This is a genomic window from Halobaculum rubrum (assembly GCF_019880225.1).
In the GTDB taxonomy this organism is placed as follows: Archaea; Halobacteriota; Halobacteria; order Halobacteriales; family Haloferacaceae; genus Halobaculum; species Halobaculum rubrum.
Window position 1 is genome coordinate 1,960,907 of record NZ_CP082284.1, and the last position, 20,513, is coordinate 1,981,419.

At 70.2% G+C, this 20,513-nt stretch carries 22 protein-coding genes; 8 read left to right on the forward strand and 14 right to left on the reverse strand.

The genetic code is table 11. From position 1 onward, the window contains the following. Positions 1 to 293 precede the first annotated feature (293 nt). Entirely contained in the window at positions 294 to 578 is a 285-nt protein-coding gene (locus K6T25_RS10160; RefSeq protein ID WP_222913755.1) for a DUF7545 family protein, read from the forward strand. Positions 579 to 613: 35 nt separating this feature from the next. On the opposite strand, the gene K6T25_RS10165 is transcribed toward K6T25_RS10160, so the two are convergent. Further along, complete coding sequence (locus K6T25_RS10165; RefSeq protein ID WP_222913757.1) at positions 614 to 1,426, reverse strand: ZIP family metal transporter; 813 nt, start codon at positions 1,424 to 1,426, stop codon at positions 614 to 616. 153 nt (positions 1,427 to 1,579) lie between these two features. Then, a complete protein-coding gene (locus tag K6T25_RS10170; protein ID WP_222913759.1) occupies positions 1,580 to 2,767 on the reverse strand; it encodes a M24 family metallopeptidase in 1,188 nt (395 codons plus the stop codon). Between the two features lie 312 nt (positions 2,768 to 3,079). Between K6T25_RS10170 and K6T25_RS10175 the strand changes: the two genes are divergently transcribed. Continuing rightward, on the forward strand, positions 3,080 to 4,381 hold the full coding sequence (locus K6T25_RS10175) for an MFS transporter (protein WP_222913761.1): 1,302 nt from the start codon (positions 3,080 to 3,082) through the stop codon (positions 4,379 to 4,381). 40 nt (positions 4,382 to 4,421) lie between these two features. On the opposite strand, the gene K6T25_RS10180 is transcribed toward K6T25_RS10175, so the two are convergent. Further along, positions 4,422 to 5,369: a carbohydrate kinase family protein gene (locus K6T25_RS10180; protein WP_222913762.1), complete on the reverse strand. Its 948-nt coding sequence runs from the start codon at positions 5,367 to 5,369 to the stop codon at positions 4,422 to 4,424. Further along, positions 5,366 to 6,181: a sugar phosphate isomerase/epimerase family protein gene (locus K6T25_RS10185; RefSeq protein ID WP_222913764.1), complete on the reverse strand. Its 816-nt coding sequence runs from the start codon at positions 6,179 to 6,181 to the stop codon at positions 5,366 to 5,368. Before K6T25_RS10185 ends, K6T25_RS10180 begins: the two co-directional genes overlap by 4 nt. A 71-nt stretch (positions 6,182 to 6,252) precedes the next feature. On the opposite strand from K6T25_RS10185, the gene K6T25_RS10190 reads away from it, so the two are divergent. Then, positions 6,253 to 6,624, forward strand: coding sequence for a DUF8048 family protein (locus K6T25_RS10190; protein WP_222913766.1), 372 nt, complete (start codon positions 6,253 to 6,255; stop codon positions 6,622 to 6,624). Between the two features lie 36 nt (positions 6,625 to 6,660). Here the strand turns inward: K6T25_RS10190 and K6T25_RS10195 are convergent, their stop codons facing one another. Then, entirely contained in the window at positions 6,661 to 8,901 is a 2,241-nt protein-coding gene (locus K6T25_RS10195) for a histidine kinase N-terminal 7TM domain-containing protein (RefSeq protein WP_222913767.1), read from the reverse strand. Between the two features lie 120 nt (positions 8,902 to 9,021). Continuing rightward, positions 9,022 to 10,164 (reverse strand): acyl-CoA dehydrogenase family protein, encoded by a 1,143-nt coding sequence (locus K6T25_RS10200; RefSeq protein WP_222913769.1) that lies wholly within the window; start codon positions 10,162 to 10,164, stop codon positions 9,022 to 9,024. Positions 10,165 to 10,279: 115 nt separating this feature from the next. On the opposite strand from K6T25_RS10200, the gene K6T25_RS10205 reads away from it, so the two are divergent. Next, a complete protein-coding gene (locus tag K6T25_RS10205) occupies positions 10,280 to 11,098 on the forward strand; it encodes an RIO1 family regulatory kinase/ATPase domain-containing protein (RefSeq protein WP_222913771.1) in 819 nt (272 codons plus the stop codon). A 67-nt stretch (positions 11,099 to 11,165) separates the two neighbouring features. Here the strand turns inward: K6T25_RS10205 and K6T25_RS10210 are convergent, their stop codons facing one another. Next, on the reverse strand, positions 11,166 to 11,612 hold the full coding sequence (locus tag K6T25_RS10210; protein ID WP_222913773.1) for a DUF4112 domain-containing protein: 447 nt from the start codon (positions 11,610 to 11,612) through the stop codon (positions 11,166 to 11,168). A gap of 689 nt (positions 11,613 to 12,301) precedes the next feature. Between K6T25_RS10210 and K6T25_RS10215 the strand changes: the two genes are divergently transcribed. Together K6T25_RS10215 and K6T25_RS10220 are read left to right on the forward strand one after the other, a co-directional pair. Continuing rightward, complete coding sequence (locus K6T25_RS10215; protein WP_222913775.1) at positions 12,302 to 13,441, forward strand: Gfo/Idh/MocA family protein; 1,140 nt, start codon at positions 12,302 to 12,304, stop codon at positions 13,439 to 13,441. Positions 13,442 to 13,740: 299 nt separating this feature from the next. Further along, positions 13,741 to 13,986: a hypothetical protein gene (locus tag K6T25_RS10220; RefSeq protein WP_222913776.1), complete on the forward strand. Its 246-nt coding sequence runs from the start codon at positions 13,741 to 13,743 to the stop codon at positions 13,984 to 13,986. 37 nt (positions 13,987 to 14,023) lie between these two features. Here K6T25_RS10220 and K6T25_RS10225 read toward each other — a convergent pair whose 3' ends face one another. The 4 genes from K6T25_RS10225 to K6T25_RS10240 form a co-directional block, all read right to left on the reverse strand. Beyond that, positions 14,024 to 14,851, reverse strand: coding sequence for a carbon-nitrogen family hydrolase (locus tag K6T25_RS10225; RefSeq protein ID WP_222913778.1), 828 nt, complete (start codon positions 14,849 to 14,851; stop codon positions 14,024 to 14,026). After that, positions 14,848 to 15,276: an SRPBCC family protein gene (locus K6T25_RS10230; protein ID WP_222913781.1), complete on the reverse strand. Its 429-nt coding sequence runs from the start codon at positions 15,274 to 15,276 to the stop codon at positions 14,848 to 14,850. Before K6T25_RS10230 ends, K6T25_RS10225 begins: the two co-directional genes overlap by 4 nt. Before the next feature lie 204 nt (positions 15,277 to 15,480). Beyond that, positions 15,481 to 15,705, reverse strand: a complete 225-nt coding sequence (locus K6T25_RS10235; protein WP_222913782.1) for a DUF7123 family protein — start codon at positions 15,703 to 15,705, stop codon at positions 15,481 to 15,483. Between the two features lie 87 nt (positions 15,706 to 15,792). Next, on the reverse strand, positions 15,793 to 15,978 hold the full coding sequence (locus K6T25_RS10240; protein WP_222913785.1) for a DUF7525 family protein: 186 nt from the start codon (positions 15,976 to 15,978) through the stop codon (positions 15,793 to 15,795). Positions 15,979 to 16,312: 334 nt separating this feature from the next. On the opposite strand from K6T25_RS10240, the gene K6T25_RS10245 reads away from it, so the two are divergent. After that, on the forward strand, positions 16,313 to 16,720 hold the full coding sequence (locus K6T25_RS10245; protein WP_345778218.1) for a DUF7528 family protein: 408 nt from the start codon (positions 16,313 to 16,315) through the stop codon (positions 16,718 to 16,720). Between the two features lie 229 nt (positions 16,721 to 16,949). Here K6T25_RS10245 and K6T25_RS10250 read toward each other — a convergent pair whose 3' ends face one another. The 3 genes from K6T25_RS10250 to K6T25_RS10260 form a co-directional block, all read right to left on the reverse strand. Beyond that, a complete protein-coding gene (locus K6T25_RS10250; RefSeq protein ID WP_222913787.1) occupies positions 16,950 to 17,981 on the reverse strand; it encodes a phosphate uptake regulator PhoU in 1,032 nt (343 codons plus the stop codon). Positions 17,982 to 18,091: 110 nt separating this feature from the next. Further along, the gene (locus K6T25_RS10255; protein ID WP_222913788.1) at positions 18,092 to 19,156 is read right to left on the reverse strand and encodes an ATP-NAD kinase family protein; all 1,065 of its coding nucleotides are present in this window, start codon (positions 19,154 to 19,156) and stop codon (positions 18,092 to 18,094) included. A 136-nt stretch (positions 19,157 to 19,292) separates the two neighbouring features. Next, positions 19,293 to 19,745, reverse strand: coding sequence for a DoxX family protein (locus tag K6T25_RS10260; RefSeq protein ID WP_222913790.1), 453 nt, complete (start codon positions 19,743 to 19,745; stop codon positions 19,293 to 19,295). A 250-nt stretch (positions 19,746 to 19,995) separates the two neighbouring features. Here K6T25_RS10260 and K6T25_RS10265 point away from each other — a divergent pair, with 250 nt between their 5' ends. After that, positions 19,996 to 20,436 (forward strand): DUF7960 family protein, encoded by a 441-nt coding sequence (locus K6T25_RS10265; RefSeq protein ID WP_222913792.1) that lies wholly within the window; start codon positions 19,996 to 19,998, stop codon positions 20,434 to 20,436. Positions 20,437 to 20,513 lie beyond the last annotated feature (77 nt).

The window sequence follows — 20,513 nt, forward strand, 5'->3', positions numbered from 1 at the left end:
CCCGTTCATGCCAAAACTGCCGCTCGCTCGCCAGCCTGACGACTGGCTCGCTCGCGGTACAATACGTAGGACCTGTGGCTTGGCACGCGTCGGCCGCGACGGATCGCGGTCGGGAGCGCGGCGAGCCGCAGGCGTCGAGAACCGCGGGGGGTTCCGCGGTCATCGTCGTCGTCACCGAAGCGACGACCGTCCGTGTGACTGTTCGACCAGTCGGAACTTCCTCAACGCTCCAAACGACGCCACGAATACACGATACCCACGGACCTTTACGTCCGGTGACCCTCCGAGAAGTCATGGTTGGAACTGAAACCTACACGATCTCCGGTCCGGACGGCGACAGCGACGAGGTCGACCTCCCCGAGGGGCTCGTCGACATGCTCGCCGAGCAGGGCGAGAACCCCAGCGAGGTCATCAGCGACGTGGTCCTGCAGGCGTTCGCCCAGCAGGCCCACGCCATCGCCCATCACAGCGAGGGCGAGCCGCCCCAGGACGTGCTCGAGATCAACGAGACGGCCGAGGAGCTGTTCGAGGAGCGCTTCGGACAGAGCCTCTCGGACGCGATGGGCCACTCGCACTAACGCGACCGCCTCGCCGAGACGCCCGTTCTCTCACCCTACACCGACGTGACCGACAGCAGCGGCAGCATCGCGCCGACGCCGACGAGGACGCCGGCGACGAGCTCGCGCTTGCCGTCGCCGGCGAGGCCCTCGCCCAACTCCAGCGCCTCCGGGATGAACTCCGTGAGCACGAGATACACCATCGCGCCCGCGGCGAAGCCGAACCCGATCGGGAGGAACCGCTCGGCGAGCGTGACGAAGTAGAACGCGATCACCGCCCCGACCGGCTGCGGGAGGCTGGAGAACACCGCCCACCAGACCATCCTCGGCGGGGACACGTCCATCGAGCGCAGCGGGATCGACACCGCGACGCCCTCGGGGACGTTGTGGATCGAGATGGCGACGGTCATGAACACCGCCAGCAGCGGCACCGCGGTGCCGAACAGCACGAGCCCGCCGGGCGTGTCGAACCCCAACTCGGCGAAGGAGACGCCGACGGCGACGCCTTCGGGGAAGCTGTGAACCGTGAGGACGCCGAGGATGAGCAGGAGCTTCTTGAAGTCGGCCTCCTCGTAGGCGCCGGGGTCGACCTCGGCCCCTTCGATAACCTCGTGGGCGCCGACGACCAGCAGGACCCCTGCCAGCACGCCGACGCCCAACTCCAGCGGGCCGCCGTACGCGAGCCCCTCGCTCACCAGCCCGAACAGCGACGCGCCGAGCATGATCCCCGACGCGAGCCCCCACAGGACGACGTTCCACCGGTCGCCGATCTCGTCCACGAGGAAAAACGGGATCGCGCCCAGCCCGGTCGCGAGCGCGGTGATCAGGCCCGCGACGAAGACGAACACGTACGCCCCGGCGTCGATCATACCGGTCGTAGTCGACAGACGTAAATAACTCTCACGATACTGATGGTTTTGGCATGCCGAAAGCGAGCACACTCGCGGATCGGTCTTTTTGGCCGTCCAAAACGGAACAATTCGATCGGAGCTATCGTATCAGTGTTCGGGGAGTTGCTGTCGCTATTGCGTCTTCCAGTCGCGGTCGGTTCGGTTCAGACGGACACAGCCGTCGTCGGTGACGACGACGAGGTCCTCGATCCGGACGCCGAACTCGCCCGACAGGTAGACGCCCGGTTCGACGCTGAACACCGTTCCGGGCTCGAGCTCGCGCTCGCCGCCGGCGACGACGTACGGCTCCTCGTGCACGTCGAGGCCGACGCCGTGGCCCGTCCGGTGAACGAACTCCTCGCCGTGGCCCGCCTCCTCGATGACCTCGCGGGCGGCGGCGTCGATCTCGCCGGTCGTGACGCCCGGCTCGACCGCCTCGACGGCGGCGTCCTGGGCCTCGCGGACCACGCGGTGGACCTCACGGAAGCCCGGAGGCGGCGACGCGTCGCCGAACACGAGCGTGCGGGTCTGGTCGGAGGGGTAGCCGTCGACGCGGGTACCGAAGTCGAGGACGACGGGGTCGCCCGCGCGGATCACGCGGTCGCCGTGGGTGTGGTGGGGCATCGCCCCGTTCGGCCCCGAGCCGACGATCGTGTCGAAGGAGACGCCGACCCCGCCGTTGGCGACGAGGCGGTCCTCGATGTGGCGCGCCAACTCCGCCTCGGTCATCCCGACCACCTCGTCGCCGTCGGTCCGAAGCTCCCGGATCACCGCGTCGGCGGCCTCGCCCGCGCGGCGAAGCGCCGCGATCTCGGCGTCGTCTTTGATCACGCGCAGGTCCGCGAGCACCTCGCTCGCGAGCCCGAACGTCGCCCTCGGGAGCACCTCGCGGAGGTCCTGCATGAACCGGGCGTGCATGGTGTCGTCAACGAGGACGTGGGGCGCGTCCTCGCCGTTATCGCCATCGCCGCCGCCGTCGCTGTCGGCCCCACGCCGCAGTCCGAGGTCGTCGACGACCGACGCCAGCGCCGCCACCGGGTCGTCGTCGTCGGCCCACGTACGCACGTCGCTGACGGGGGTCCCGGCGCGCACCTGTTCCCCGGAGAGTTCGGGCACGAGGAACACCGGCTCGTGGTCGGCGGTCACGAACAGCAGGAAGTGGCGCTCGCTGGGGTGTTCGCTGTGGCCCGTGAGGTACCGGAGGTTCGTGCTCGGGAAGAGGACGACGGCGTCGGCGGCGCCGCCGTGGAGTCTGTCGCGGGCGGCCTCGAGACGGCGCGCGTGTGTTGCGTCGGCATCGGTCGCGTCCGTGTCGCTCATGCGCGACGGTTCCGCCGCCGCCGGGTTGAACGCGTCGGAGGCGGTCGCGCTCAGTCGGCGCGGACACATCGATCGTACGCGGACAGGAAGTCCTCGTCGGACTCGGCGGTGCGCGCCCAGTCGGCGAGCCCGCGTCAGTATCGGCCTCGCGACCGTCGCCGTCGTCTTCGCCTTGCATCCCGTCCCCTCGTTCGGGTTCTCCGACTTCACCGTACTGTGCTTCGAAGCATCCTGTCGGTCGGCCGATCTCGATCCTCCGGCGTCGTCGGACGGCTGCGGAAGGAATTTGTCGCCCCCGGAACAGTCCCGTCCGTGGATCGCACCCGTCGCTGGCTGATCGCCTGGGGACTGGGGTACGCCGCCGTCGGCGGCGCCTCCGTGCTGGTGCCGCTGTACGCGATCGCGCTGGACGCAAGCCTCGCGTTCGTCGGGCTCATCGCCGCGACCGCTGCGCTCGTGGGCGTCCCCGGCGCGCTCGCGTGGGCCGCGCTGGCCGCCCGGACGAACCGTCGGCGCCCGTTCGTCCTCCTCGCGCTCGGGGCGACCGCGGGCGTGCTCGCGCTCGTACCGCTGGCGACGACGCCGGCGGCGGTGTTGGCGCTCAACGCCGCGCTGTGGTTCGTCGTCGCCGCCGCGGTGCCCGTCCTGAACCTGATCGTCGTCGAGGGCGCGCCCGTCGAGGAGTGGGACGGCAGAATCGCCTCGCTGAACGCCTGGCAGGGGTACGGCTGGGTGGCCGGCCTCGTCGTCGGCACCGCGTGGACGCTCGCCGTTCCCCGGTTCGGCGTCGACCCGATCACGGGCCAGCGTATGCTGTTCCTCCTGCTCGCGGTCGCCGCGACGGCGGCGCTGCTGCTCGCGCGGGTGTGGTATCCGGAGCCGTCGACCGTCTCCGCGGAGCGCTTCCGGCGGGTGTACGACCGGCTCTCGCGCTCGAACTGGGGCGCCGGTCGCTATCTCCGCGCGAGCCTCTACGGCCCGACCCGGGTGTTCTGGGGGCTGCGGACGCTTCGAAACGGGACTCGATCGCGTCGAGATGGCGCCGGAAGCCGGAACCCCCTCGCCGGCTTCTCCCCGTCGCTGCGGCGGTACGTTCTCGCGGTAGTCGTCTTCTCGCTGGGCTTTGCCGTCTTCTGGGGGCCGGTGCCGGCGTTCCTCGCCGGACGGGTCGACGACGGGGCGGTGTTCGGCGTCTACCTTGCGGGCAACCTCGGCTCCGCAGTGTGTTACGGCCCCGCGGGACGGCTCGCCGGGCGGTACGCCCCGCGGACCGTGCAGGCGGCCGCGCTCGCCGGCCGGGCGGCGCTGTTCCCCGGCGTCGCGTTCGTCGCGCTCGTGCTCCCCGCGCTGGCGGGCTTCTCGCTGATGTTCGGGCTCATCGGCGTGACGTGGGCGGTCATCGCCATCACCTCCGCGAGCATCGTCACCCGGCTCGCCGACGACGGGAACCGAGGGGCGGCGCTGGGCGTCCAGGCCGCGGCCGCCGGCCTCGCCACGGCGGTCGGCTCGGCGCTCGGCGGCGTCGTCGCGGGCGCCGCGGGCTACCTCCCGACGTTCGGCCTCGGCGCGGCGCTGGTGTTTGCGGGGCTGGCGCTCGTGATGCTGGCGCGGTGAGCGAACCGGCGCCGGCCGTGTCGGGTCCGGGCCCCGACGCCTACCCGTCGTCGAGGAACGCCTCCACCTGCTCCCGCGTCGGCAGCGCGGCCATCGCCCCCTGCGCGGTCGTCGCCCGGGCGCCGACGGCGTTGCCGAAGCGGAGCGCCTCCGCGAGGGAGGCTCCCCCGTCCAGCGCGTCGATGGCACCCGCGGTGAACGCGTCGCCCGCGCCGGTCGTGTCGACCACGTCGGTGTCGAACCCGGGGTGCTCGGCGGTTCCGGCGCCCCACGGCGCGTCCGGGGTCGAGCGGGCGTACGCTCCCGCCGCCCCGCGGGTGATCAGCGCGGTGTGGGGACCGTCCGCGACGACCGCGGACGCGACGGTCTCCGCCGTCCCCTCGTAGCCCGCGGGGTCGAGATCCTCCGCGGAGGCGACGAGCACGTCTACGTCCGGGAGCGCCCGCGCGAGCGTGTCGGCGTAGTCGAACTCCCGCCACAGCGAGGGGCGCGCGTTCGGGTCGAACGAGACGGTGGCGCCGTCGGGTGTCCGCTCCAGCAGGTCGAACACGGCCGAGCGCGAGGGGTCGTGGGCGAGTTCGACGCCGCCGACGTGGAGCCAGTCGACCGTCGCGAGCGCGTCGTCGCCGACCCGGCCGGGCTCCAGCCGGGTGCTCGCGGTGCCGTCGAGGTACAGCGAGAACGAGCGGTCGCCGTCGGCGTCGAGGGCGACTACCGCGAGGCCGGTCGGTGCGTCCGGGTCGCGCTCGACGTGCGTGTCGGGAACCCCCTCCTCGCGCAGCGTCGACGCGAGGAAGTCCCCGAAGCCGTCCCGGCCCAGTCTGGTCCACAGCGCCGGCGCCTCGCCGAGGCGTGCGAGGCCGACGGCGACGTTCGCGGGCGCGCCGCCGGGCCGTCTGGCGTACGTCCCGGCGTCGCCGTGGCCGCCAGACTCGGCCCCCTCGGGGTGAAGGTCGACGATGCACTCGCCGACGACCAGCCGGCTCATTCTCTGCCCTCCGCGCCGCCGGTCCCGGTCGCCGCCAGCGACTCCTCGATCCGGTCGAGGCTGTGGCCCAGATAGCCGGCGTCGTGGGTGAACACCTCCGCCGAGAGCGTCCCCGCCCAGTCGTCGGGGAGCGCCCGAAACAGCCGCTCGAAGTCGACGAACCCCGACCCGATCGGGAGGTGCTCGTCGCTGGGACCGCGGACGTCGTTCAGGTGGAAATGCGAGATCCGGTCGGCGTGGGCGTCGATCAGCGCCGCGATGCCGCCGTCGTCGCGGCCGTCGACCCGGGCGTGTCCCGTGTCGAGACACATCGACACGTCGGTACGGTCGAGCAGCTCGTCGATCCGGTTCGTGTCGAACCGCCCCTTCGGGATGTTCTCCGCGACCAGTTCCACGTCGCGGTCGGCGGCGTAGCCGTCGAGATGTCGGACCGACTCGACGATCGCGTCGCCGACCGTCGCGTCGTCGTGGGCGGGACCCCACGCGTCCGTCGTCGGGTGCAGCGTCGCCTTCGTCGCCCCGAGGGCCGACGCGAGGTCGACGTGCGCCTCCAGCTCGGCGACGGCGCCCGAGCGTACGGCGTCGAACGGGGAGCCGGGGTCGATCGATCCGAACGGGAGATGGACCGTACAGTCGACGCCGTGGTCGGCCAGCGTCGTTCGGAGCTCGTCGCGACGCGGCGCGAGCCGGTCGCGTGCGCCGGCGCCGTCGAGCATCACCTCGACGTAGTCGTAGCCGTGGTCGGCCGCGATCGTCACCGCCTCGCGGTGGCCCATACCGAGCTGCGTGACGAACCCGATGTCGACGTTCATACCGCCCGTTCCACCGGTCGACACTTCGACCCACCGCATCGCTCATGGCGTCGCGGGTCCCAGCCTGACGTATGGAGGATCTCGGCCCGCTCGCGCCCCACGTCGCGGACGCGGCGGCGGCCGCCGACGTCGACGAGTCGGCCGTGCGGGGGACACTGATCACGATGCAGGCCGACGTTCGCGCGTATCCGGGCGTCGCCGACCTCGTCTTCGAGTACCGACGGGCGTTCGAGTACGACCCGTTGGTCCGCCGCGACGACCGGGCGTACTTTCTGCTCGTTCCGCCGCGCGTGTGGAGCGAGTTCGCCGCGACGCTCGACGCGTCGGCGGCAGTTCTCGCGGCCGTGCGGGCGGTCCACGACCGAGCGTTCACCGCCGGGACGGAGCTGGCTCCGGAGGAGCGAGGCGACTGGGAGCCGCTGGTGGTCGTCGCGTCGTCGTAGGTCGGGCCATCGCTCGCGTCGTCGTCCGAGGAGTGTTCACCGTTCGTCGTCCGGTGGCTGTGGCGCGACCCGCGGATCGAAGGGGTCCACGTCGTCGTCGTCCCCACCATCGGTGCGCTGGGGACGCGCTCTGGTGACGTCCCACGGGTCCATCTGGTCGATCGATCCCGTCGGCACCGACTCCGCGTCGGCCGCACGCAGGCGAAGCACGACGACCGTCCCGACGTCGTCGATCGGTTCGGCCGTCGCCTCCTCGCCGTCCACGAAGGAGAGCTCGCCGTCGACCCCGTCGACGATCCACCTGACGAGCCAGAGGCCGAGCCCGCTCGCGTGGCGGAGCTGGGTCTCGTGGCCCGACTCCACCGCCTCGCGATCCTCCGCCGGGATCCCGGGGCCGTCGTCCGCGATCCTGAGCTCGGTCGTTTCGGGGGTGCTCGACAGCGTGACCGACACCTCGGGCCGGTCTCCGTCGTGGTGACGACCGGCGTTCTCCATGACGTTCCACACCGCGGTGGCGAGCAGCTCGTCGGCGTACGCGACCGCCTCGTCGGCCTCGACGGTCACCGTCATCTCCGGGAACCGGTCGCGGGTGCGGTCGGCAACCTCGCCGACGACGCGCGTCACGTCGACCGGGCGACCGCCGTGATCCGTTCGCCGGAGCGTCTGATCGACGCCGCGGACCCGGGTTCCCAGCGAGGCGAGTCGTTCGGCCGATCGCTGGATACGTTCGGCGTAGTCGGCGGCGTCCCCGTCCTCGTCCGCTATCACGTCCGCGTAGCCGTGCACGACGTTGAGTTCGTTGCGGAGGTCGTGTCGGAGGACGCGGGTCAACACGCGCAGTCGCTGCTCGTAGCGGTCCCGCCGGGTCTCGTCGCGAAGGGTCAGCAGATAGCCGCCGATGTGTGGGTCGTCGAAGCGGTTCACGCCGACGCCGTCGAGCACGCGCCAGCCGCCGTCGCGGTGCTCCGCGCGGAAGGAGACGTGGACGCGCTCGCCGGGTCGATGAAGGCTCTCGGCGAACTGCTCCACGACCGACCGCCGGTCGTCGGGGTGGATGTAGTCGGTGAACTCCTCGCCCTCGAGCGTCTCCGTGTCGTATCCGAGGACGATCTCGGCGGCGGGGCTGATGTACTCGAGGACGCCGTCGGCGTCGGCGACCGCGACGATGTCCTCGGAGTGCTCGACGTAGGCCCGATACCGTCGCCGGATCCGCTGTTGCTCGGTCACGTTACGGAACACGAGCAGCCGAACCCCCTCCCGTCCGAGCGACTCGCAGGTCGCCTCGAAGTACGTCGGGTCCGGGACCTGCTCGCCGAACCCCCCGTCGCCCGCGATATCGGGGTCCGGCTCGTCGAGGACGATCTCGGCGTTGTCGCCGCCGTCGTCGTCGAGCAGCCCGGACTCGACGACGGCGTCCGGCAGCACCCGTTCGGCGTCGGCGCCGATCTCGTCGCCGTCGAGGCCGAACGCGTCACGAGCGGCGGGGTTCGTCTCGAGCACGCGATCGTCGTCGTCGACGACGACGATCGCGTCGTCGAGCCCGGCGAACACCGTCTCGTGGGCGACGGAGGCGACGTCGAACAGGTCGTACCGGGTCATCGCGACCAGCAGCACCAGGCTCACCGTCCCGAAGCCCAGCGGCGTGAGGTCGACCGGCGGCAGCCACGATAGCTCCAGGGCGAACACCGAGAGGGTGACTATCGGGGCCGCGGTTCCGGCACACAGCACCGCAGCCTGGGTCCGGTACGGTCCGGACGACCGTACCGCCGTCCGAGCCAGGAGCGCGATGAACGCCGCCCCCGCGACCACGCTGTACATGAGGTGTGCGACGAGCGCCGGGCCGGGGGTACCGACGAGCACGAGCACCCCGAAGACGGTCCGCGGCTCGATCCCGGCGAGGAAGACAGCGTTCGGATTCACGACGACCAGTGCGCCGACGGCCGCGGGCTCCGCGGCGAGCGCGACGACCCGGGGCGGAGTCAGCCACTCGCCGTAGCCCGCGTACGTGATCGCGAACAACAGGGACGTGGTTACGATCGGGAGCGAGATGATCCACTTCAGCCGGAGCAGCCCCTCGGCTGTGGCCGTCGTTCCGGCCGCCAACTGGAGACCCAGCGTGGCCGACCAGGCCGCGACCAACAGCAGCGTCGCCGCGATCGCGGCGCCGGCGGAGTCCGTCCGCTCGCGAGTCCGGACGTACGCGAGCGCCCCCGCTGCCGCCGACAGCAGCGTTGAGCCGACGGCGGCGGCGAGGAGGATACTTGATGCGTGGACCATTGCCGATTGGTGTCTCGAAGTGACAGTGATCGACTCATAAAGCCGCGCCCGGAATTATCAGAACGGATTGTCGAAGCCGCTCGACACGGCGCCCTCGCCGACCGCGATCGGGACGCCCGGCTACAGCCCGAGCTGGCGACCGATGATGAGGTGCTGGATCTCGCTGGTCCCCTCGCCGATCTCCATCAGCTTCGCGTCGCGGTAGAACCGCTGGGGCGGGAAGTCTGTCGTGTACCCGTAGCCGCCGTGGACCTGCACCGCGTCCTCGGCGACCTCCCGGGCAGCCTCGCTGGCGTCCAGCTTCGCGAGCGCGGACGCCCGCGTCACGTCCTCGCCGTCGTCGTATCTCGTCGCAGCCTTGTGTGTGAGCAGCCGCGCGCGCTCGGTCTTGCGGTGCATGTCGACGACCATGTCGCGGACGGCGTCGAACGACGAGATCGGCTCGCCGAACTGCTCGCGCTCGCCGGAGTACTCCTTGGCGGCCTCGTAGGCGCCCTGCGCGAGGCCGGTCGACAGCGCGGCGATGGAGATCCGGCCGCCCTCCAGCGTCTTCATCGTCTGCGTCCACCCCTCGCCCGCCTCGCCGAGCAGTCGCTCCGCGGGGAGTCGCACGTCGTTCAGCTGGATCTCGCAGGTCGGCGAGGAGTTCAGCCCCATCTTGTCCCAGACGGTCGTCACCTCGAAGCCGTCGTCGCTCTCGGGATCGACGATGAACGTCGAGATACCGTCGTAGCCCGCCTCGGGATCGGTGACAGCCTTCACGAGCACGCTGTTGGCCACGTTGGCGTTCGTGATGAACTGCTTCGTGCCGTCGAGCACCCACTCGTCGCCGTCCTTCTCCGCGGTGGTGTCCATGTCCGAGGCGTCCGAGCCCGAGCCGGGCTCGGTGAGCGCCCACGCGCCCATCCCCTCGCCCTCCGCGAGCGGTCGCAGCCACTCCGCTTTCTGGTCGTCGGTGCCGAACAGCTCGATCGGCTTCGAGCCCAGCGAGACGTGCGCGGCGTACGAGAGACCGATGCCGCCGGAGACGCGCCCGAGTTCCTCCGTGACGATCGCGTACATGAGCTGGTCGCCGCCCAGTCCGCCGTACTCCTCGGAGACGGGGATGCCCATCATATCGAGGTCCCCGAGCTGTTCGAAGATCTCCTCGGGGAAGCGGTGCTCGTCTTCGATCTCCTGGGCGATCGGGGCGATCTCCTCCTCACAGAACTCCCGGACCTGATCCCGGATCATCCGGTGTTCCGCGGGTAGATCAAAGTTCATGAACGAACCACGGGCGCCCCCCGAAATACCTGTTTCGATGGCTTTCGGTCGGCGCAATATCCGCGGGCGGCCCGCCGCAACGATTTATTCCCTCTCGCGGACTACGGTCGACCCCATGGACTTCCAGCGCCTCCTCCGCGGGACTGTCGAGTGGGGACGCCTGGAGGCGGTGGCGCGCGACCTCGCCGGCCGCTACGGTGACGGGACGGCACGCGTCGAGTTCCTCGACGCGGACAACTGGCTGTCGACGCCGTTCATCCTCCACACCGGCGGCGAGACGTACTTCGTGAAGGTTGTGAGCCGCCAGAACTCCGTCGTGCACGCGCTGTTCACCGCCGGGCGCAACCTCGGGGCGTTCTCCTCGGGCACGGAAGGCTTCTTCGAGCACTTCGGCACGCCCGCGGAGATGGCCCGCCACGAACTGCAGGCGACCGAGGAGATGCGTGCTATCGGCATCAACGCGCCCGAGCCGGTCGAGGCGCTGGAGATCGACGGCCTCGGCGTGCTCGTCGTGGAGTACCTTCCGGCGTTCCGCCCGCTCGACGAACTCGACGCCGACGCCGAGCGTGAGCTCGCGCCGGCGCTGTTCCGCGCGCTCGAGCGGCTCCACGACAACGGCCTCGCACACGGCGATCTGCGTGCGGAGAACGTGCTCATCCTCGCGGGCAACCTCTACTTCATCGACGCGACGAGCGTCCGGGAGCCGGGGGCGTTGGACGCCCGGGAGTACGACCTCGCGTGCGGGCTGGCGGCGCTGGAGCCGCTGATCGGCGCGAGCGACGCCGTCGAGGCCGCGCTGTCGGCGTACCCCCCAGCGGACGTGCTCGCCGCCCGCGAGTATCTCGATTTCGTCGCGATCCGCCCGGACCACGACTTCGACGGACCGAGGCTCAAAGGCGAGATCGAGAAACGTGCGACGGCGAACGGTGCGTGAAGCGAGCCGTGAGCGAAGGGTCCCGTGAGACGAGCATGAGCGCGGCCCCCGTCGAGACCGGGTCGGATCACTCCTCCGTGATCTCGATGGTGACCGGACCGTCCTCCCCGTCGGCGGCGCCCCCCTCGGCGTCGCCGGCGGCGTCGGCGACGAACTCCTCGAGGTAGGAGACGTTCCACGTGTTCGCCTTGAGGAACGTGTCGAACACCGGGCCGACGACGGGGATCGATCCGAGCGCCGCGTCGGCGGTCACGTTCGCCAGCATGCGAACGACCGTCGTCAGCGGCACGCCGAGGTAGGCGGCCTCGGCGACGATGTACAGCGAGACGCCGGCGGCGACCGCGTCGCCGACGCCCGGTGCCACGCCGAGCACCGGATCGAGGCCGACCCACGTGTTCGTCCCCGGAACCCGGACCGCCTCGTCCATGATCCGGGCGACGGTCTTCACGCGCCGCAGCGCCGGGTCGTCGACCGATTCGGGCAGGTCCATCGTGAGCGACTGGGCGTCGGTCATGGTCGTGAGGACGTGACGACGAGGAATGGCTCTTGTGGCGGTGGCGGGTCGACCGAGAGCTGCCGCGACGGGAGCGTCGAGGGGAGCCGTTCCGTCGACCGATCGCTCAACGGCGACGAACCGGGTGAGGTCCGTCGCGGCATCGAGGCCGACACGAAGCCCGAAGACGACCGACGACGGCTCCTTCGGCCGACCGAGCGTCACCCCACCGCACGGTCGGTTCGCTCGTTCCGTGGCGCCGCGGCGTCGCCACTCCGTCATCTGAAAGCCGTTCCCGGGGTGCGACGACCCCGGTGTGACCGAGGCGCCGGGCGCGACGTGGGTCGTGTACTCTGTGTCGCGCGTCGCCGCGTCGGACCGCGTTTTCGACGCGGTGTCGGGGCCGTGTGGCCGGAGCGGGAGTGGGAGCGGGAGTTGCTCCGGCCGGCCCGCGCGGATGGGCGAAATCGCCGCCGCACGGGCGGCCCCGGTTTCGCCGGGGACGTACTGCCCCCTGGCCCGCGGAGCCGAACCGGACCGACCGAAACGGCCGGCGTGTCCGGACGCGCTGGGGGGTGCGTCCGGACGGGGTTCGGCCCCGCGGTGTCACTATCGGTGCGCGTTCGGTACTTCAACACTCCGCCCGAATTATCGGAAGCGATTCTCGATCGGCCGGTGCGGTTTAGCCCCTCGGCGCGGACGATCGGGGTATGTTCGAGTCGACGTTCGCGGACGCGAGGCGACGCGACTGGGCGGGCGAGGACGACACGATCGGGGACCGCGGCGGCGACGCCGACGCGACGATCCGGATCGCGACGGTCGGCTGCGGCAACTACGCGCGCTCGGTCTCGATCCCGGCGGTGGAGCGCGGCGACTACGCGGCGCCGACGGTCGTCGTCAGCGGCGACCCGGGGAAGCGATCCCGCCTCGCCGACGAGTTCGGCGTCACCGCGATCGACTACGACGAGTACGAGTCGGGCGTCGCGAGCGACGAGTACGACGCCGTCTACGTCGCCACCCCGAACCGGCTCCACCTGCCCCACGTCGGGACGGCCGCCGCACACGGCAAACACGTCATCTGCGAGAAGCCGCTCGAGGCGACCGTCGAGCGCGCCGAGCGACTCGTCGCCGCCTGCGACGATGCGGGCGTCCGGCTGATGACCGCCTACCGAATGCAGACCGATCCCGTACTGCGGCGCTTGCGGGAGTTCGTCGCCGGCGGCGGGATCGGCGACCTCCAGCGCGCGTCCGGCGACTTCACGTTCCCGGTGCTCCGGGGAGACGCCGGCCCGGACCAGTGGCGCCTCGACGGCCGCCTCGCGGGCGGCGGCGCGTTGTACGACGTTGGCGTGTACCCGCTCAACACCGCGCGGTTCCTCGCCGGCGGCGACCCGGTCGCGGTCTCGGCGACGACCCGGTCGCCCGACCCCGCGTTCGACGAGGTCGATCAGCACGTCGACTTCCGGGTGGAGTTCGGCGCCGCGAGCGGTGTCGCTGACGGCGACACGGGTGCCGTCGACGGCGGTGACGGGTGGGTCGGGAACTTCTCGGCGTCGTTCTCGGGGCATCCGAACACGTCGCTGGAACTGCTCGGGAGCGAGGGCCGGATCGCGATCCGGTCGGCGTTCCAGCCCGGCGCGGACCGCGAGGTGACCGTGGAGACGGCCGAGGGGACGATGGAGCTCGCGGGCGTCGGCACGGACGAGACGGTCGAGGAGTTCGACTACTTCGCGCACGCGGTGGCGGCCGGCGGCGACATCGAACCCGACGGGGGAGACGGGCTCGTCGACATGCGGACGCTTGCGGCGATACAGACCGCCGCACGGACGGGAGCGCGGGTCGAACTGTAGCACGGCGGTCCCTGCGTGGACGCACAGGTCGCGGCGAGCGAAAGCGTCAGTGAACGAAGGTGGGGGTGGGGAGGCGGTGTGCGCGCGTCCGGTGCGGTGGACCCCTGACCGCGGAGCGGGCGCGCGCGATCGCGTCGGGTGCGGCGGCGCGGATCTCGTGTGTGCCAGCTTACGACGAGAAAAGCGTCGGTTCGCCGGCACTGGGGTGTATTCCGCTTATCGGGATAAATGCTCCGGCACCGGTCGGCGAGGATCGGGTCGACGGCAACGATTATACTCGCGCACGGAATGCGTTCAGTATGGCTCGCCTCAGGGCCGAGGCGCTGGTCGGCGGCGCCGAGGACCTGCTGTCACAGCCGCGTTGCATCGTCGACCACCGGCGACTCGGAACCCCGGGCGACTCGGTCGACGCCGACGGCGGAGGGACGCTCCTCCGCGTCGAGGAGATGCCCCTCTCACACGTCGACGTGGATCCGGACGTCCGCGAGCGTCTCTCCCACCTGCTCGACGACGAGCACACCGTGTTCGTTCACTACGTCGACTAGCTCGCTCGCCCGTCTTCGATCGCCGTCGTTTCTCGCTTCAGTAGTCGCGTCTGTCGCGCAGCGCCGGGAACTCCTCGCGCACGTTCGCGACGCGGTCGGGCTCGATTTCGGCGGTGACGAGCGCGGGCTCCTCGCCGGTCGACGCCAGCGTCGTTCCCCACGGGTCGTACACGGTCGACCGCCCGACCAGGTCCGCCTCCTCGAAGCTCCCCGACCCGTTCGCCGTCGCGACGTACGCGAGGTTCTCGATGGCCCGCGCACGCGGGAGCGTCCGCCAGTGTTCGACGCGCGGGTACGGCCACGCGCTGGGGACGAGCACGAGGTCGACTTCCCCATCCCCGTCGCCGCCGTCCACGAGCGCGCGGAACTGTTCGGGGAACCGCAGGTCGTAACACGTCGTCACTCCGATACGAACGCCGAGCAGGTCGACGACCGGCAGCGCCTCGCCGGGCGTGAGCAGTCGCGTCTCCGCCGACTCGTACCCGAACAGGTGGTGCTTCCGGTACACCGCACGGCGGTCGCCGTCCGAGTCGAACAGGACGGCCGTGTTCGCGAGGCCGTCGTCGGCGGGCACGTCCGCACCCGCGGCGGCGCTCTCGGCGAGGTCCTCGACGACTGAGCCGGCCAGCACCGCGATATCGTGGTCACGGGCGGCCTCGGCGAGCCGGCTCAGGGTCGGTCCCGACAGGGCCTCGGCACCGCGTTCGTACGCCTCGAACGCGAAGTAGCCGACGTTCCACAGTTCCGGAAGCGCGACCAGATCCGCGCCGCGGTCGGCGGCGGCGGCGATCGCCGTCAGCGCTCGGTCGAGGTTGCCGTCGCGGTCGGCCGCGCGGACCTCGATCTGCGCGAGCGCGAGCCTCATGCGAGCCCCAGATCGCGCTCCAGAGCGCGTTCGAGGTTGTCCAGTTCGTCGCTGAACTTCCGTTCGAAGAACGACTCGACGCCCGGGAGGCGGCCGTCGACGACGAACTCGTTGACGAGGCGGGCGCGGCCGTCCTCGGTCTCGGAGACCGTGTGCTCGCCCGTCACGCGGAACGCCCGGGATTTCCCGACGAACTTGACGTACTCGGGCGGGTCCTTGCGCACCTCCTCGGTTTCGACGGCGATGCTCGATCGGATCACCGGGATCGGCAGGCGGACGTGCCACGTCGCGGTCCCGTTGTCGCCGACCTCGTACTCGTCGACGACGCTGATCGCTCCGGCACGTTTGACCGGGTCGGAGATGAACGCCCAGACGTCCTCCGGGTCGGCGTCGAAGACGAGCACTCGGCGTACACGCACAGTCATCGAACCGACGTACGTGCGGGGGGCGAAAAAACGGGCGGGTTCACGGGTCGACCGGGGCACCGATCGTCGACCCGACGGTCGGTGCTGCGACCACGACGAGCGTCGCGCCGGGTCGGTTCGTGCTCGTTCGGGACGCGGCGGTACGCCGGTGTATCGACCGCCGTCTGCTGGCTGGGGAGTTCGGGAAGCATCGAGCGCGGGCGACTACGGAAGCTCGACGCGCCAGGTGGTCGAGCGGGCGCGGCCCCACTTCTCGATGTCGACCTCCTCGGACTTCTCCGCGAGCGTCGGAAGTCGGGTGCCGACCTGCTTGGCGGAGAGGCCGATGGCCTCCGCGATGTTCTTCGCCCGGAAGTACTCCTCTCCCCGGGAGACGCTGTCGCGCAGGTACGCGAGGATGCGCTTCTCCTCGTCGGTGTACTCCGTCATTTGTGCTGGTTCAGTGTTGGGTACGAGCGTTCTTAACGCTTCCCTCACCTCCGGCTGTGGGATCGACCGGCGACGTGACGACGCCCGTTAGACGTCGAACGCCTGCAGCGCGACGACCGCCAGGATCGCCGCGGTCACCGCCAGTGCGAACCCCCACGCCATCACGATCTGGGAGGCGCCCGCGAGCATGAACCCCGCGCCGACCACGGCGAACGCGGCGAACACGAGCGAGACGCCGATCGCCTTGTCGCTTTCGAGAGTCTCGGTTTCCATACGCGTCGCTCCGACGCGGCGTACCTAACGCTTGCGGATGCGGGGCACGTCGCGCGGTCGGCGCTCGGCCGATCGCATCCGTTTCGGGGGAGCGATACGGCGTCGCTGATGCGACCACCGTCGGAACGCGGGCCGACACCCCGGGAACGGATCGCGGGCTCCCGACCGCCGACCGCCGACCGACTATCCCATCCGACCGGGCGCGGAACTCGCCAGCGCCGACAAGGCTTTGTCCTCGGGCGGACACGTCCGGGTATGTTCCGGAGTCCATCAGCTCCTGATCGAGTTCTCGGACGGTAACGCAACCGCCTCTCCGGACGGCGATGGCATCGTCGTGGAGGTGGACGGACAGACGCACGAGTTGACCCGCGAGGCCGCCGCCGACCTCCAGGAGTCGCTGGCGGACGCGCTGACCGAACGGCGGGAGTTCTTCCGCACCGCCGGGGAGTTCCGCGCCGACGGGAGCTACGTCGTCTCGCGGAAGGCCGCAGACTCGGCGGGCAACGCGAAGGTGTTCGACTCCTTCGACGCGCTCGTTCGGCTGTACGACCGGCTGCCGGACCGGTTCGACGCCGACGACGTCGGCCGAACGGGCATCACCGGCTCACGGCGACATATGCTGATCAGACACTTCGCCGAACACCCGGCGTTCGACTGCCGCATCCGGCGTCGAAACCCCCTCAGCGCCGAGAAAACCGAGCGCGACGAGGGCGCACAGGCGGTCACAGAAGCGGAGGAGTAGCCCGTCGCGAGAGGACCGCAGTCGCGCGTTTCTGCGGTCGCAACGAGGTGCTCGCTTCGCTCACGGCTCACTCGTCTTGTGGGCGGCTCGGGCCGGGCAGCCTCACTCCGCTCACGGGTCGCTTCGCTCTCCGTTCGCTGTCGCGGTCTCACTGCGTTCGACCGCGAACTATTCGGCTGCCGACACCTCGCCGCCGTTCTACCGAGGTCTCCCTGCGGTCGACCTCGCCCTACTCGATCGTCACGAACTCGTTCTCCTCGTTGAGCGCGAGGTTCGCGGCCACCTCCGCGATCCGCATCGCGTACTGGGCGGTCTCCTGGAGGCTGACGAGCACCTCGCGCACCTGCAGCAGCTGCGCGTTCGACATCTCCGGAAGGTCGGTGAGGATGTCCTGCTCGCGGTCCTTCAGCTCCTGAAAGAGGTACTTCACCTCGATGGTGAGCGCGTAGTCCCGCTTGACCGCCGACTCGACGGCCATCTCCGTGATCTCGTCGACCTGATCGGTGAAATCGCGGATGCGCCGCATCGTCGACTCGTCGACGTCAAGGGTGTTGCCCTCGGCCTCCATCGCGATCTCGGCGATGTCCTCGGCGTTGTCCGCGATGAGCTCGAGGTTCTTCGCGATCGACCGGTAGCCGATGAGCGGGAACCCGGAGTCCAGTCCGACGGCGCGCGCGAGGTTCGGGTTCTGGTAGGCCGTGAAGATGAGCCGCAGGAGGAGGACGAATATCTTGTTCGCCTGCCGCTCGCGGTTGAGCGCGCGCTGGGCGAGGTCCGCGTTGCCGTGCGCGAGCGCCTTCACCGCCTCACCGCGCATCGTCGACCCGGTGTTCTCCAGACGCTCCAGCAGGTTGTCGAGCGTGAAGTCCTCGGGGTCCACCGAACACCTGATTGCGATGTTCTCCGGGGTCTCCTCGATCACGCCCAGCCCCATGAGCTGGGTCTCGGCTTTGTACACCGCGTTGATGTGGTCCGAGCCGAGCGCGCCGTCCTTGGTGGTGATGTTGATGACGCGCCGCCCGAGCACGTACTGCGCGAGGATCGCCCGCTCCAGGGCGTCCGCGTCGAGGTTGTCGGCGTGCAGCGTCGCCTCCGCGTCCTCCGTGCTCGCGGACTCGGGCAGCACCGTCAGCGTCCCCTTGCCGCCCATCCGCAGCGACACCTCGTCGCCCTTCTCGACGTTCTGTTCTTTCGCCCACTCGGCCGGCAGCGTCATCGCCAGTGTCGAGGGGCCCAGCCGCTGGACCTTCCGCGTCTCCATACGCGATGGCAGTCTCTATACGACCTTAACCTTGACCCTGTGTCCATTATACCCTTGGAAAGACGTGTAAGGATCGAACCCTCGATACGAGTGCCAGCCCCGGCTCCGATTCACACGATCTTCATCATCCGGCGCTCGAAGCGCCCGACGCGAACTTTCACCCAGCCGCGGAGTTCCTCGTCGAGTTCCGGGTCGTCCGTGTCGACACGCAGCACCCGCAGGTCGTCGAGCTTGTCGCGCGAGGCGACGATCTCCAGGTCGCACTCGCGGATCACTGCCGGCGACAGCTGGGGGTTGCCGCGACCGAAGACGAACCCCTGTCCGCCGATGGGTGTGACGACGATGACGTTGTCCTCGCCCAGCGAGTCGAGGATCTCCGACTCCGCGGCGTCGAGGGCGAGCACGTCGCCGTCCCGGTACACGTCGACGCCGATAGGGGACCCCTCGAACTCCAGTCGCTCCTTCACCTCGCCGACGGTCGAGCCGGGGCCGAGCACCCACGTCGTCCCCGGTCGCGCGCGCACGTCGTCAGCGACGCCGGTCGCCAGCGACTCGACGGTGCCGCCGCCGGTCTGCTTGCCCGACTGGAGCTGTTCGGCGACGGGGACGTGCGCGACGGCGCGCAGTTCCGGGTGGACCTCGCCCTCGCGGTACTCGTCCTCGTCGATGTCCATCACCTCGCGGCGCTCGGCGCGCTCGAACGTCGCGGCGACGTACGCCGCGTCCTCCGGGGAGACGGCGAACACCGACGAGTACACCTTCACGCCCGCGGGGACGCCGAGCATCGGCACGTCGCTCCCCTCCAGCGCCTCCGCCACGTCCGCGGCGGTGCCGTCGCCGCCGACGAACAACACCAGATCGACGCCCGCCTCGCGGAACGCCTCGACGGCCGCGGCCGTGTCGTCGGCGTCCGTCTCGTCGCCCGCGGGCGCGCCGAGCACGGTCGGGTCGAAGCCGGCGTCGCGGACCTCGCTCGCCCCCATCGGGTCGTCCCACGTGAACACCGCCGTCCCGGGGGCGCGCTCGGCGAGGGCATCGAGCCCTCGACGGGCGCGATCGGGCGCCCGCGGCTCGGCGCCACGGGCGCGCGCCTCGGCGACCTTTCCGTCGGTGCCCTTCAGCCCGACCCGGCCGCCCATCCCCGCGACGGGGTTGATCAGGAACCCGATTCGCATGTCGGAAGGGGGGCGCGCCGGCGACAAAAGCCCGCCGGCTCGACGGGGTCGCGTCGCCGTCGACGACGCGGCGCGCGGAGGAAGGAGTTCGGAACCGGTGCGGGCTCGGGAGAACGAGCGAACGTCTATCGACCGCTTACAGCAGCGAGATGTCCAGCGCGTAGGGCCACGGCGCCGACGCGAGCGCGAGGAACGCCAGCGACGCGCCCGCCATGACGACGTTCTTCAGGAACTGCGTCATCTCGTCCTGTTGCTGGTCCTCGGGGACCGCCCAGAAGTCGTGGATCGTGACCGCCGACCCCAGCAGGAACACCGCGAGCCCGCCGGCCGCGAGTGCGACGAACGCGCCCGTGGCGACGCCTATCCCGCCGAATATCAGTAGCCCGCCGGAGAACAACGTCGCGAGCCGGGGCGCGGGGATCCCCTTCGCCTCCGAGTAGCCCGCGAGGCCGTCGGTCATCATGAAGTGGTTCAGTCCCATGAACGCGAGGACGAAGCCGAACAGCAGCCGCGCGAGCAGGAAGACCTCCCCGGAGCCGGTACTGGTGAACAGATCGGATGCGCCCTGCAGTAGGATCGTATCGAACATCACTCCTCCGTACACGCCGCCCTGATTTATTACTTCCCTGACATTGAGGTAACCGGGTTACATGCGCGTCATCGTTCCCCGATTTCCCGCAAACAGACTTCTGAGGCGATATTTCGAACTGATATTTCGCTCGTCGACTAAACCGGGTTCTCATACTCAGCATCCTGTCAATAAATTCGAACTCCGGAACGGGCGAGTCGTGACCGCCGGCGCCGACGGAGGTTTCCCCGTTCGGTCCCACAGATCACCCATGTACACGGGGCGAACCGAACAGCCGTGTTGCCTGTGTGACTCCCCCGAGACGACCGCTCGGATCGACATCCCGCCGCGGGCGGTGCAGTTGATGAAACACTCGGCCCCGATCGCCTGGCGCGACATCGTCGGCGAGGTGTCGATTCACTTCTGTGAGTCGGACTGGGAGACGGTCGCCGACCTCGTCGTGGACCTCGGGATGAACCCGCTCTCGAGATGCAACGTCGCCCGGGCGTCGTTCGACCTGCGCGAGGACTTCGAGGCGCTGCTGAACGACACCCGCGGGGAGCCCGACCAGACCGAACTGGAGGCGCGGATGCTCGCGGACGCCGAGGAGACGCTGGCGGCCCTTGACGACCCCATGACCGAGGAACGCGCCGTCGTCGAGGCGCACGTCGTGGTCGACTCGCTGGCGGAGTTCGACGTCGTGTCGGCGTGAGGAACGCCCCGTTCGTGTCGGCTGTGTGGTGTGTCACTGGTCGTGCACGGCGGTGACAGGCTTTTATCGGTGCCCGG